Raw genomic sequence first — 12,349 nt, 5'->3', positions numbered from 1 at the left:
CCCGCCTGCTCAGACTGTGCCGTAGAGGCGATCGCCGGCGTCGCCGAGTCCGGGCACGATGTAGCCGCGCTCGTTGAGGCGCTCGTCCATCGCACCCAGCACCAGCGTCACGTCGCGACCATCCACCTGCTTCTCGATCGCGGCAACACCCTCGGGCGCACCAAGGAGGCAGATCGCGGTGACGTCCTGCGCACCGCGGTCGAAGAGGAACTCGATCGCCATGCCGAGCGAGCCGCCGGTTGCCAGCATGGGGTCCAGCACGAAGCACTGCCGATCGCTCAGGTCCGCGGGCAGGCGCTCGGCGTAGGTCGTGGGCTCGAGGGTCTCTTCATTGCGCACCATGCCGAGGAACCCGACCTCGGCGGTGGGGAGCAGCTTGACCATCCCGTCGAGCATGCCGAGGCCCGCGCGCAGGATGGGGACCACGATCGGGCGCGGTTCGCTGATCTTGACGCCGGTCGTCTCGGTCACGGGGGTGTGGATGGTGATCTCTGAGACCCGGACGTTGCGGGTTGCCTCGTAGGCCAGGAGAGTCACGAGCTCTTCGGTCAGCTGCCGGAAGACCGGTGAGGTCGTCCGCTTGTCCCGCAGGACGGTGAGCTTGTGCGTGATGAGCGGGTGATCGGCAACGTGCAAGCGCATACGCCTCAGAGTAGTCCTAGGCTCGTGCCGTGACCCATGCCGACACCGACCGTTTGGCGATGAGTCGCGCGCTCCAGCTGGCACAAGAGGCCGGGGCAGCGGGCGAGGTCCCCGTCGGCGCCGTCATCCTCGACGAGACGGGCGCGGTCATCGGCGCAGGCCGCAACCTCCGTGAGGCGACAACCGATCCGACAGCCCACGCCGAGATCATCGCGATGCGCGAGGCGGCCCGGGTTAGGGGCTCCTGGAATCTCGAGGGATGCACCCTCGTCGTGACCCTCGAGCCGTGTCTCATGTGCGCCGGCGCCCTCCTGCAGGCTCATATCTCCCGGCTGGTGTTCGGCGCCTGGGACGACAAGGCGGGAGCCGCCGGCTCGCTCTACGATGTCGTGCGCGATCGTCGGCTGCCGGTTCGCGCGGAGGTCATCGGCGGCGTCGAGGCTGACGCCGCCGCATCCGTACTGCGCGACTTCTTCGCCGACCGCCGCGAGTCCTGACACCCGGCCCGGTGATACCCGTTCGGCGTCGCTAACTCCTCAATCCCGGTCCGGATCGAGCCTGTCGCCGGCCAGAATCCGGTGACAAGCGTCGATCGTGAGGAGTTAGCGACGGCGGGGAGACGCAGGGGAGACGCGCGAGCTACCGGGGAAGCTGGGGAAGGATGCTGGCTCCGAGCTCATCGAGCTGGTCGAGGTCGGTCAGATTCACCTGCTGGAAGTAGATGCGGGTGGCGCCGAGCGCGGCCAGGCGCTCGACCTTGGGAACGATCTCGTCCGGACCGCCGAAGAACATCGCAGCGCTCTCGTCGCCGGACCTCTGCTGGCCGATCGCCGCGAGGCGCCGGTTCAGGCTCGCATCGTCGTGACCGACCACCGTCGGGAGGGCCACCGATAGCGTGAGGGATGCCGGGTCCCGCCCCGCCTCGACGCACGCCTGACGAACGCGGTCGAAGGCCTCGGCAACCCGATCCTCGGGCTGGAAGCCGATGTTGAACTCGGTGGCAAACCGCGCCGCCAGCGCGGGTGTGCGCCGCGGGCCACCACCGCCGATGATGATCGGAACCGGCTGCTGCACGGGCTTGGGAAGTGCCGGTGAGTCAGTCAGCCGGTAGGCGCGGCCCTCGTGCTGGAACGCCTCGCCCTCGCGGGTCTGCCACAGTCCCGTGATCACCTCAAGCTGCTCTTCGAACAGGTCGAATCGCCGCCCGGGAAACGGGATGCCGTAGGCCTCGTGCTCGCGCTCGAACCATCCGGCCCCGAGGCCGAGCTCAGCGCGTCCGCCTGACATCTCATCGACCTGCGCGACCTGGATCGCGAGGATCCCGGGGTGGCGGAAGGTCACGGGGGAGACGAGAGTACCCAGGCGCACCCGCTCTGTCTCGCGAGCTAGTCCCGCAAGAGTCGTCCAGGCATCCGTGGGACCGGGAAGCGGGTCACCCTCGCCCATGGCGAGGTAGTGATCAGACCGGAACCAGCCGTCGAACCCGAGCCGCTCTGCCGCTTGCGCGCTTGCCAGCTGCTGCGTATACGAGAAGCCCTGCTGCGGTTCGGTGAAGATGCAGTATTCCATGTCGGCCTCCCTCAGGGACGAGCATCGGTGCGGTCGGATGCCGAGACCTCGGCCGTCACGGCATCCGAAGCCGGATCGGTCGGGGCGTGGTAGATGTCGGGCTCGAAATAGATGACACGGGCGATGGGGACGACCTCCCGGATGCGGGCCTCGATGGCATCGATGTCGGTGGCGACCTCGCCGAGCGTCTTGTCGGAGGTGAACCCGAGCTTGCCGGCGACCATGAGCTCGTCGGGGCCGAGATAGAGCGTCTTCAGGTGGATGACGCGCTCGATCTCGTCGCCGCTGTCGATCGCGGCGACGATGCGGTCCCGGTCGGCGCGTGTGGCGCCCTCGCCGACGAGCAGGCTCTTGGTTTCGATGCCGAGCGTGATCGCGACCAGGATCAGCAGCGTGCCGATCATGAGGGTGCCGATGGCATCGAAGACGGGGTTACCCGTCAGCCACGTCATGCCCACTCCGAACAGGGCGAAGACGAGGCCCGTCAGCGCCGCGACGTCCTCGAGCAGAACGACCGGCAGCTCCGGCGCCTTCGCATGGCGCACGAACGAGACCCACGACTGCCCTTTGGCGCGCACGAGGTTGCTCTCATGCACGGCAGTTCGCAGCGAATACGACTCCAGGCCGATCGCAATGAACAGGACGAGGACGGGCAACCACACGTTCTCGAGCTCGTGGGGATGCGTGAGTTTGTCGACGCCCTCGTAGATCGAGAACAGCCCGCCGACCGAGAACAGGATGATCGAGACGACGAAGGCGTACACGTAGCGCTCGCGGCCGTAGCCGAACGGATGCTCGGCATCCGCCGCGCGCCGCGACTGCCGCCCGCCCAGCAGAAGCAGCAGCTGGTTGCCCGAATCGGCGACCGAGTGGATCGCCTCGGCGAGCATCGATGCGGATCCGGAGAAGAACCACGCCGCGAACTTCGACAGCGCGATCCCCATGTTCGCGAGGAACGCCGCAATGATGGCGCGGTTACCGCCCGATGCACTCATGCGCGAGAGTCTAGGCCCGTCTCGGGGCCGGCCGAGACGGTCAGTCGGCGGAGCGCAGGATGATCGTCTCGGTCGCGGGAAGCGACGTCGGAGGCTGCCCGATGTAGCCGATGACCTGCAGCAGCGCGTGGCGGAATTCGACGGGGCGCTCGAGGTGCGGCGAATGCCCCACACCCTCCAGGCTCAGCTCTTCGACATGCCCGCCCGCGGCCGCGTAGGCCTCGAGCACGTCACGAGTCTGCGAGACCATCTGCTGCGCCGGAGCGACATCCTCGCCCGGCCACCCCGGGATGATGCCGAGAGCGCCGAGGTGGTTCAGGTCGTAGAACGAGGCATCCGACACGATCGCATCGGCCGTGCCGTGCACCCAGAGGATCGGCGGCTTGGTTTCGAGCTCGACGATCGACGAGGTGTTGAAGTACTGGGGCACCATCGTGTTGAGCACGCCCATCGTGCCCGCGGCAAACCCGGGCCAGTTCTCGCTCGGCACGCCGTCACCGGGATAGTTTCCCGTTGCGGTCGAGGTGGTGAGCATCGATTCGACCCAGACGTCCTCGTGCTCGCTGCTGTAGCCCGGGGCAACGTAGCCGGAGCGGAAGACACTGCGGGGGAGGTCTGTGCCTCGTCGCTGGTGTCGCCGGCGGTGAGCCGCTCGACGAAGTCCGGGTTTCCGCCGCCGCCACCCGTGCCGGCGTCGTCGTCGGTGAGGCGGGTGCCGTCACGTCGAGTGCCGCCGAACCCGTAGGGAGAGACCGGTGCCTGAAGCGTGAGGCTCAGGACGGGATGGTCGAGTGCGTACTGCATCACGACGCCACCGCCCATGGACCAGCCGACGAAGTGGGCGGTCGGGATGCCGAGAGCCTCCATCGCCGCGAACACGTCATCGCTGAAGTCGCGGACACCGCGGGTGGCATCCACCGGGAGGTTCTCGGTTCCGCCGAAGCCGCGCAGATCGATCGCGATGACGCGAAGGTCGGACGGCAGATCCTGCATGGTCTCCTGCCAGAACAGCGCCGACGAGACGTTCCCGTGCACGAACACGATGGTGCGATCGGCGGGCGTCGCCGGGTCGTCATCGGTGCGCTCGAGGATGTTCACGGCGAGGCGGGGAGTGTCGATCGTGCGGGAGGCGATGCCGTCGAAAAGCGTCATAGCGGATCCTTGGTTCTCGAGTGGCTCTGGTTCTGGAGTGACCCAGGCCGGCGCGGCGCGTCCGATGCGCCGACTCCTCCGACGATAGCCCGCCCCCACCCCGGGAGGGGAGACGCCGAGCGTGAAAATTGGCAGAAGTTGCGCGCCTAGGATGGCGCCATGGCATCGCACGCACCCTCCCTCGTCGTCGCCGTCCTCGGAGCAGGTTCGATGGGAGGCGCGATCGCCCGCGGCGTCGCCGCATCCGGGTCGGCAGATGTCATCGCCACCAACCGGTCGGGACAGAAGGCGGCTCTCCTCGCCGACATCCCCGGTATCCGCAGCTACGCGCTTGACGAGTACCCCGAGCGCAATCGGATGTCGGCTGCGGAAGCCGATGTCGTTCTCGTCGGGGTCAAACCCGCGATGGTTCCCGACCTGCTCCGTGAGATCGCCCCAGCGCTGCGCCCCGACGCGATCGTCGTCAGTCTTGCGGCGGGTGTGACGACGGCGACGTACGAGGCGCTCCTGCCGGATGGCGTCGCCGTGCTGCGATCCATGCCGAACACGCCGGCTCTGGTCGGTCGCGCCGTCACGGGCCTCGCGGCGGGATCTCGCGCCAGCGCCGAGGATCGTGCGACGGTGCGGGGGCTGTTCGAGACCGTCGGTGTCGTCGTTGACCTCGACGAGGAGCAGATCGACGCCCTCGGCACGATCTCCGGGTCCGGGCCCGCCTACGTGTACCTCCTCATCGAGGAACTCGCCCGTGCCGCCGAGCACAAGGGCTTCACGCCCGACCAGGCGCGCCTTCTCGTCGAGCAGACGTTCGTGGGAGCGTGTGCGCTGTTGGAGGCATCCGGGAGGACCCGAGGGAACTGCGCCGGCAGGTCACGAGCCCGAAGGGCACGACCGAGCGGGCGATCGCTGTGCTCCAAGACGCCGATCTCAGTGCACTGTTCGGGCGGGCGACGGATGCGGCGCTCGCCCGGTCGCGCGAGCTCGCTGCCGGCTCCTGACGCTGCTGTCCCACGCGAGGGGTCGCAACACGCCGCACGCGCGCACGACGCAGCGGCGTGTTGCGACCCCTCACGCACGAGGTGACTCGCTGGCTCGGCAAACCGATCGATGGTGGCGGCGTGGAGGCGTATGCTTCTCGATCGTGATTGCGTCTCGATCGTGACTGCGTGGTGACATGACGGTCTCCCCTTCAGAGGCGGGCGCGCAGCGATGAGGACGCCCGGACGACGCGGCTGGTGGCGACCCCACCCCGCGCAGGTGATCGTGTTCGGCTTCGCCGGTGCCGTTCTTGCGGGAACAGTGCTCCTTTTCCTCCCGATCTCGGCGGCTGACGGTCGCGGCACACGCTTCGTGGATGCGCTGTTCACCGCGACGTCGGCGGTGTGCGTCACCGGCCTCACGGTCCTTGACACGGCCACGCACTGGAGCGGCTTCGGGCTCGTTGTCATCATGCTGCTCATTCAGCTCGGCGGCCTCGGGATCATGATCTTCGCGTCCCTCGTCGGTTTGCTCGTCGCCCGCCGGTTCAGCGTGCGGGCGCGGATGACGGCAGCAGCCGAAGCGGGGGCACTCTCGACCCGCGACGTGAAGGGTCTCGTACGCGGCATCGTGCTCATGTCGCTCGCGATCGAGGCCGTTGTCTTCGTCTTCCTGTTTCCGCGGTTCCTGTTCCACTACGGGTACGGCATCGGTGAGGCTGCCTGGCACGCCCTGTTCCATGCGGTCTCGTCGTTCAACAACGCCGGATTCGCCCTCTACAGCGACAACCTCATCCCGTTCGCCGCCGACCCGTTCATCGTGTTGCCGATCTGCGGCGCGGTGATCCTGGGCGGTCTGGGCTTTCCGGTCCTTCTCCAACTGCGCAAGGAGTTCCGCAAGCCGCTGCACTGGAGCATGAACACGCGCGTCATGCTGTGGGGCACGGCGGTGCTGCTGGTGGCCGGAACCGTGTACATCACGGTTCTCGAGTGGTCCAACGAGGGCACCTTCGGCACGTATCCGCCGGCCGATCGCGTGTTGATGGGCTTCTTCCACTCGGTGCAGACCCGAACGGCAGGCTTCAACTCGGTCGACATCGGCCTGATGCACGACGAGACCTGGCTCGGGATGGACGTGCTGATGTTCATCGGGGCGGTCCGGCCGGCACCGCCGGCGGGATCAAAGTCACGACGTTCGCTGTGCTGTTCTTCATCATGTGGACGGAGCTGCGCGGTGAGGCTGCCGTCAACGTCTTCGGCAAGCGCCTGTCGCGGGCCGTTCACCGGCAGGCGATCACCGTCGTCCTCGTCGCTCTCGGTGCCGTGATGATCGCGACGATCACCCTCATGATCATGACCGGACGGGGTCTGGATGAGATCCTCTTCGAGGTCGTCTCCGCGTTCGCTACGGTCGGACTGAGCACCGGCATCACGGCTGACCTGCCACCGGGCGGCGATATCGTCCTCGTCATCCTCATGTTCCTCGGCCGGCTCGGTCCGCTCACCCTCGGCTCGGCGCTCGCGCTGCGTGAACGCCGCATCCTGTATGAACTCCCCAAGGAAAGGCCCGCCATTGGCTAGGTTCGCGCTCTTCGCCGACTCCTCGCGACGCATCGCCGAGGCGGACTCCGTCGCGGTGATCGGGCTCGGTCGCTTCGGCAGCTCCCTGGCCAAAGAGCTCATGGCAGCCGGCACCGAGGTGCTCGGGATCGACACCGACGAAGACCTCGTGCAGTCCCACAACGGCGAGCTGACGCAGGTCGTGCGTGCCGACTCAACGAAAGAGGAAGTGTTGCGTCAGCTCGCGGTCGATGAGTTCGACCGCGTCGTGATCGCCATCGGCCAGGACCTCAAGGCATCCATCCTCACGGCATCCCTGCTCATCCAGCTGAAGGTTCCCGTCATCTGGGCCAAGGCCGTCGACGACCAGCACGGTCGTATCCTTGAGCAGCTCGGCGTGCACCGGGTGATCTATCCCGAGAAGGACATGGGGCGGCGCGTGGCCCACCTCGTTCGCGGCGCCGCCAAGGACTACCTCGAGATCGAGCCCGGATACTCGCTTGCCAAGATCACGACCCCCGACCTCATCGTCGGAACACCGCTCGGCCAGACGACGCTCCGCCGCAAGCACGGTGTCACCGTGACCGCCTTCAAGCACGCCGACGAGACCTGGATGAACGCCGACAACGAGACGGTGCTGGGTCACGGCGACAGCATCCTGATCGTCGGTCCCACCGATCGCGTCGAGGCCTTCGCCCAACTGCGCTGACGCTGGGCCCTCACGCGAGGGGTCGCAACACGCCGCTTGCTCGCGCCTGGATGCGGCGTGTTGCGACCCCTCGCGCACGAGGTGAGCCTGAGGAGCGGACTACCGGTCGAGGGCGGCGAAGCGCTCGATGTCGCTGTTGGTGCCCGACACGATGATGAGGTCGTGATTGGTCACCACGGTGTTCGCCTCGGCGTAGCGGAACGGCTTGCCGGGGCTTTTGACGCCGACGACGGTGACGTTGTACTTCGAGCGCACACCCGACTCGTTCAGGCCAACGCCGCGGATGAACTTCGGCGGGTACATCTTGGCGAGCACGAAGTCGTCGTCGAAGCGGATGAAGTCCAGCATCCGTCCGCTCACGAGGTGAGCGACGCGCTCGCCGGCTTCGCGTTCGGGGTAGATGACATGGTTGGCGCCCACACGCGCGAGGATCTTGCCGTGCGACTGCGACACCGCCTTCGCCCAGATCTGCGGCACCTTCAGATCCACGAGGTTCGCGGTGATCAGCACTGACGCTTCGATCGAGGAACCGACCGCGACAACCGCGACCTGGAACTCCTGCGCGCCGATCTGCTTGAGCGCATCGATGTTGCGCGCGTCGGCCTGCACGGTGTGCGTGACACGCTCCGACCACTTCTGCACGAGCTCGAGACTCTCGTCGATCGCGAGGACTTCGCGCTCGAGACGGTCAAGTTCCCCGGCGCAGGCGGCGCCGAACCGTCCGAGTCCGATGACGAGGACGGGGGAGTCGCTCCGGATGCGCTCAACCAACGATGGGCCTTTCCACGGGCAGCGAATACAGCTGCGAACGGGATGTCGCGGCCACGGCCGCGGCGAGTGTCACTGTACCAACGCGCCCCATGACGATCGTCACGGCGAGGACGTATTTGGCCGACTCCGGCAGGGTCTCGGTCAACCCGGTCGAGAGACCAACCGTCGCGAAGCCCGAGATGACATCGAACAGGACCGAGGCGACATCCGCCTTCGTGATCTGCAGGATGATGACGGTGGAGACCGCGACGATCGTCGATCCCCACGCGAGCACCGAGAGCGCGACGCGAAGGACGTCGCTCGGGATGCGGCGGCGGAAGACCTGCGTGGAGTTGCGGCCCTTTGCCTCGGACCACACAGCGAGGGCGATGACGGCGAGGGTCGTGACCTTGATCCCGCCGGCGGTGGAGGCCGATCCGCCGCCGACGAACATGAGCATCATCGCCACGATCTGGCTCGACCCGTTCAGCTCCGACATGTTCAGGACGGAGAATCCGCCCGAGCGCGTCATCGCCGAGAGGAAGAACGACTGCATCGTCGTGTCTGCGGCGTCGAGGCTGCCGAGAGTTGCCGGGTTGTTGAACTCCAACCCCAGGAAGACGAGCCCGCCGAGCACGAACAGGGTCGTCGTCGTGATGAGCGTGAGTTTGGTGTGCAGCGGCCAGCGCCTGATGTGCCACAGTTCGCGGCGCAGCGCGAAGATGACGGGGAAGCCGATCGATCCGAGGAAGACCCCGCCCATCAGCACCGTGAGGACCCAGTAGTTGTCGGCGAAGGCGCCGACTCCCTCAACGTTGGGAGTGAATCCCGTATTGGTGAACGCCATCGCCGCGTAGAACGGTGCCTCCCAGAGGGCGACGTTCCACTCGATGCCCGAAGCCAGCATCCCGGGGTACAACAGGATGGCGACGACGAGCTCGATCACGAGTGTTGACAGGGCGACGACGCGCAGCAGGGCGCCGATATCTCCCAGGCGAACCGTCTGGCTCTCGTTGACGGGTCCGCCGTGGCTGCGTAGCGGGTTCGTGTCGCCGGCTGCGAGCAGCTTCGCGCGCAGACCGAGTCGCCGCGAAATCACCAGACCGAGGATCGATGCCAGGGTCAGCACGCCCATGGCGCCGATCTGGACGCCGATGAAGATGAGGACGTGACCGAACGGCGACCATTGGGTGGCCATGTTCACCGTGGCCAGGCCCGTCACGCAGATCGTGGAAACGGCCGTGAACAGGGCATCCGCGAAGCGCGTCACCTGACCGGTTGCCGAGGCGATCGGCAGCGAGAAGAGCCCCGTGAAGATGAGAATCAGGCCGACGAATACGAAGATCGCGAACCGCGACGGCGAGTTCTGCGCAACGGTACGAAACAGTTCGAACAGGCGGTGACCGAGGGTGCGCAGGGGATGCGGCGTTGCACGCACGCCTTCGGACATCCCCACCCTCCCTGGTGTTGTGCTCGGTGACTTGCTCGGCCGGATCGCTTCCTCATGCTACTGCCGGCCGCGGGCGCGACTACCCTAAACACATGGCGGACATCTTCGACGTGATCGCGGACGGTACCCGGCGCGACATCCTGCGGCTCTTGCTGGAGCGCGAGTCCGAGTCCGACTCGGGCACGAGCGTGTCCCAGATCGTGAGTGAACTCGGCGTGAGTCAACCCACGGTCTCCAAGCATCTCAAGGTGCTCCGGGATGCCCATCTCGTGTCCGTTCGAGAGGAAGGGCAGCACCGCTACTACAGCCTGTCGCCCGAGCCTCTCGATGAAGTCGACGATTGGCTGGTGCCTTTCCTCACAACCGAGGACGACCTCGAGATCGAGCTGCCGGTGGCTTTGTCTGACTCGGCGGCGCACGCCGCCGAAGCGGTGGGCCGGGCGGCGGCATCCGCTCGCTACGCCGTTGCCAACGCCTGGCGGAAGCTCCCCGGCCGCTAACCACTCACGTCACAGAAGTCACACCGGTTTACACGCGTCTCGCGCAGGCTCTAGAGTGTTCGCTACCGCCGGTCGGTCGCGCCGGTCGGCTGGGTGTGGAAAGGGGAAGCCATGGCAGAGCTGCCAGATGTGCGCTTCCTGACCGTCGCGGAGGTCGCAGACCTGATGCGGGTCTCGAAGATGACCGTCTATCGGCTGGTGCACAGCGGTGAGTTGCCGGCGGTGCGTTTCGGACGCAGCTACCGTGTGCCCGAGTCGGCGGTGACAGCTGCCCTTCAGCGTCCCATCGCCGACGTCGGCTAGACTGATCCGAGGCATTTTTCCATTCATGCCCGTTCCCGGGCGAGAACGCACGCCGCGTTCGACGCCCAGACCCCGACATTGTGAGGTTCTCCGTGGGTTCTGTCATCAAGAAGCGCCGCAAGCGCATGGCGAAGAAGAAGCACCGCAAGCTGCTTCGCAAGACTCGCCACCAGCGCCGCAACAAGAAGTAAGTTGCGGCAGCCACACCAAGCGCCTGTCCTCTGGACGGGCGCTTCGTGTTTGTGTGGGCGCCACTGACGGCATCCAGGTCCCCGCATCGCGCGCGCGGAGGAAGGCGTTCTCACCGAGGTAGGACAGTGTGGGCTGAATCGTCCTACCTCACTGATTTCTCCTACTTCGGTGACTCCTGGCGAGTGTCTTCCGTGTCGCCCTCGGCGTCATCCGAGCCGTCGTCTTGGACCGGGATGGCGTTCGTGTACTGCGCCGCCCGTGCGTCTCCTTGTGCGCTTCCCGAGAACAGGCCCTCGACCGCGCCGGTGTTCGTGTCCTCGGCTTCGGTGGCCTCGGCCGGCTGCGTGACCAGAATCCGCTGCACCGGGAGCGCGTCGGGGTTGGTGCGGCGCACCCAGGCGACCATCTCTTCGCGTACGAGGCAGCGCAGGTCGAACAGCGTTCCCGCGTTGGCGGCGGTGACCAGGATGCGTACCCGCACCAATCCGCCGGTAGCTTCGGTCACCTGCAGCACCGCCGTGCGCCCGTCCCACAGAGCGGTCTCCCCGACAACGCGCTGCAGATGTTCGCGCATGCGTGCGGTGGAGATGCGCCAATCCACGTCGAGCTCGACAGCTCCCAGCAGTTCGCTGCCCTTGCGCGTCCAGTTCTCGAACGGCGTGGTCGTGAAGTACGTGCACGGCAGGATGAGGCGGCGGTCATCCCACAGGTCGAGCACGACGTAGCTCAGGGTGATCTCGCCCACGCGACCCCACTGGCCATCGGCGACGATGACGTCATCGACCCGCAGTGCCTCGCTGAAGACCAATTGGATGCCGGCGAACATGTTTGCGAGCACGGACTGTGCTGCAAGGCCCGCGACGATGGAGGCGATACCGGCGGACGCCAGGACGCTGGCGCCGAACGCCTGGATCGAGGGGAAGGTCAGCAGCGCTGCACCGATCGCCAGGATGACGATGATGACCACTGCGACGCGTCTGAGGATGAGGACCTGGGTGCGGATGCGTCGAGCGACCCGGTTGTCGGGCACGTCGATCCGGTAGTGGCCGAGGGCCATTTCGGTCGCGAATCGCACGAGTTCGATCAGGAGCCATGCCGCCGCGGCGATGGAGCCGATGGCCGCGGCGCGGTCGATGACGGCATCCCACGCGGCATTGTCGGCGGCATCCCCACCGGCAAGCCCCAGGGGGAAGTAGCGATCGACCGCGATCCACAGGGCGATGATCAGGATGATCGTGCGAAACGGCCGCCGCGCGTAGCGCACGAAGCTCTGCCCCCACGAGCGTCGGCGGAGTGCGAGCTTCACGATCCCCGAGACGATCATGGTCAGCACGAGCGCGGCGACGATGGCGACGACCACCGCGATCGCGAATGTCAGCCAGGGGCCGAGGGTCGCTGTCGTCGCGTCGACAACGTCGGGGGTGCTCTGCCACTCGTTCAGGCGCAGGTCACGCATCGGTTCTCCCTTCGGGCATTCCCCCACGCTACGGGGCGCAGGTGGTGGGCCCCCAAACCGAGAGCGAGGGACACAGGAGGCTCGGAGGATTAGCGTC

At 66.8% G+C, this 12,349-nt stretch carries 11 protein-coding genes and 3 pseudogenes; 7 read left to right on the top strand and 7 right to left on the bottom strand.

Features of this window, described 5'->3' with window-relative positions; genetic code table 11:
- Positions 1-9 precede the first annotated feature (9 nt).
- Positions 10-642: a uracil phosphoribosyltransferase gene (upp, locus tag IT882_RS13685; protein ID WP_195692300.1), complete on the bottom strand. Its 633-nt coding sequence runs from the start codon at positions 640-642 to the stop codon at positions 10-12.
- Positions 643-671: 29 nt separating this feature from the next.
- Between upp and IT882_RS13680 the strand changes: the two genes are divergently transcribed.
- Positions 672-1,139: a nucleoside deaminase gene (locus IT882_RS13680; protein ID WP_324253891.1), complete on the top strand. Its 468-nt coding sequence runs from the start codon at positions 672-674 to the stop codon at positions 1,137-1,139.
- Positions 1,140-1,281: 142 nt separating this feature from the next.
- Here the strand turns inward: IT882_RS13680 and IT882_RS13675 are convergent, their stop codons facing one another.
- The 3 genes and pseudogenes from IT882_RS13675 to IT882_RS13665 form a co-directional block, all read right to left on the bottom strand.
- Positions 1,282-2,211 (bottom strand): LLM class F420-dependent oxidoreductase, encoded by a 930-nt coding sequence (locus IT882_RS13675; protein ID WP_195692299.1) that lies wholly within the window; start codon positions 2,209-2,211, stop codon positions 1,282-1,284.
- A gap of 11 nt (positions 2,212-2,222) precedes the next feature.
- Positions 2,223-3,206, bottom strand: a complete 984-nt coding sequence (locus tag IT882_RS13670) for a cation diffusion facilitator family transporter (protein ID WP_195692298.1) — start codon at positions 3,204-3,206, stop codon at positions 2,223-2,225.
- A 40-nt stretch (positions 3,207-3,246) separates the two neighbouring features.
- Positions 3,247-4,358 (bottom strand): annotated as a pseudogene (locus IT882_RS13665) (alpha/beta fold hydrolase).
- 159 nt (positions 4,359-4,517) lie between these two features.
- On the opposite strand from IT882_RS13665, the pseudogene proC reads away from it, so the two are divergent.
- The 3 genes and pseudogenes from proC to IT882_RS13650 all read left to right on the top strand — a co-directional run bounded on the left by proC (position 4,518) and on the right by IT882_RS13650 (position 7,601).
- Positions 4,518-5,353 (top strand): annotated as a pseudogene (gene proC, locus IT882_RS13660) (pyrroline-5-carboxylate reductase).
- A 211-nt stretch (positions 5,354-5,564) separates the two neighbouring features.
- Positions 5,565-6,913: pseudogene (locus IT882_RS13655) on the top strand (TrkH family potassium uptake protein).
- Entirely contained in the window at positions 6,906-7,601 is a 696-nt protein-coding gene (locus tag IT882_RS13650; RefSeq protein WP_229382138.1) for a potassium channel family protein, read from the top strand. The pseudogene IT882_RS13655 and the gene IT882_RS13650 overlap by 8 nt, the downstream one beginning before the upstream one ends.
- A 99-nt stretch (positions 7,602-7,700) precedes the next feature.
- Here the strand turns inward: IT882_RS13650 and IT882_RS13645 are convergent, their stop codons facing one another.
- On the bottom strand, positions 7,701-8,372 hold the full coding sequence (locus IT882_RS13645; RefSeq protein WP_195692296.1) for a potassium channel family protein: 672 nt from the start codon (positions 8,370-8,372) through the stop codon (positions 7,701-7,703).
- Positions 8,365-9,801, bottom strand: a complete 1,437-nt coding sequence (locus IT882_RS13640) for a TrkH family potassium uptake protein (protein WP_195692295.1) — start codon at positions 9,799-9,801, stop codon at positions 8,365-8,367. Before IT882_RS13640 ends, IT882_RS13645 begins: the two co-directional genes overlap by 8 nt.
- A 92-nt stretch (positions 9,802-9,893) precedes the next feature.
- Here IT882_RS13640 and IT882_RS13635 point away from each other — a divergent pair, with 92 nt between their 5' ends.
- From IT882_RS13635 to IT882_RS13625, 3 genes are all read left to right on the top strand, one after another.
- Positions 9,894-10,301 (top strand): ArsR/SmtB family transcription factor, encoded by a 408-nt coding sequence (locus tag IT882_RS13635; protein ID WP_195692294.1) that lies wholly within the window; start codon positions 9,894-9,896, stop codon positions 10,299-10,301.
- Positions 10,302-10,412: 111 nt separating this feature from the next.
- Positions 10,413-10,604 (top strand): helix-turn-helix domain-containing protein, encoded by a 192-nt coding sequence (locus IT882_RS13630; protein ID WP_195692293.1) that lies wholly within the window; start codon positions 10,413-10,415, stop codon positions 10,602-10,604.
- A 92-nt stretch (positions 10,605-10,696) separates the two neighbouring features.
- Entirely contained in the window at positions 10,697-10,795 is a 99-nt protein-coding gene (locus tag IT882_RS13625; protein WP_003792170.1) for a 30S ribosomal protein bS22, read from the top strand.
- A 161-nt stretch (positions 10,796-10,956) separates the two neighbouring features.
- Here the strand turns inward: IT882_RS13625 and IT882_RS13620 are convergent, their stop codons facing one another.
- Complete coding sequence (locus IT882_RS13620) at positions 10,957-12,252, bottom strand: mechanosensitive ion channel family protein (RefSeq protein WP_195692292.1); 1,296 nt, start codon at positions 12,250-12,252, stop codon at positions 10,957-10,959.
- Positions 12,253-12,349 lie beyond the last annotated feature (97 nt).

Origin of the sequence: Microbacterium schleiferi (assembly GCF_015565955.1) — a bacterium.
Lineage (GTDB): Bacteria > Actinomycetota > Actinomycetes > Actinomycetales > Microbacteriaceae > Microbacterium > Microbacterium schleiferi_A.
Note: the sequence above shows the minus strand (reverse complement) of the source record. Positions and strands in the feature narration are given on the sequence as shown.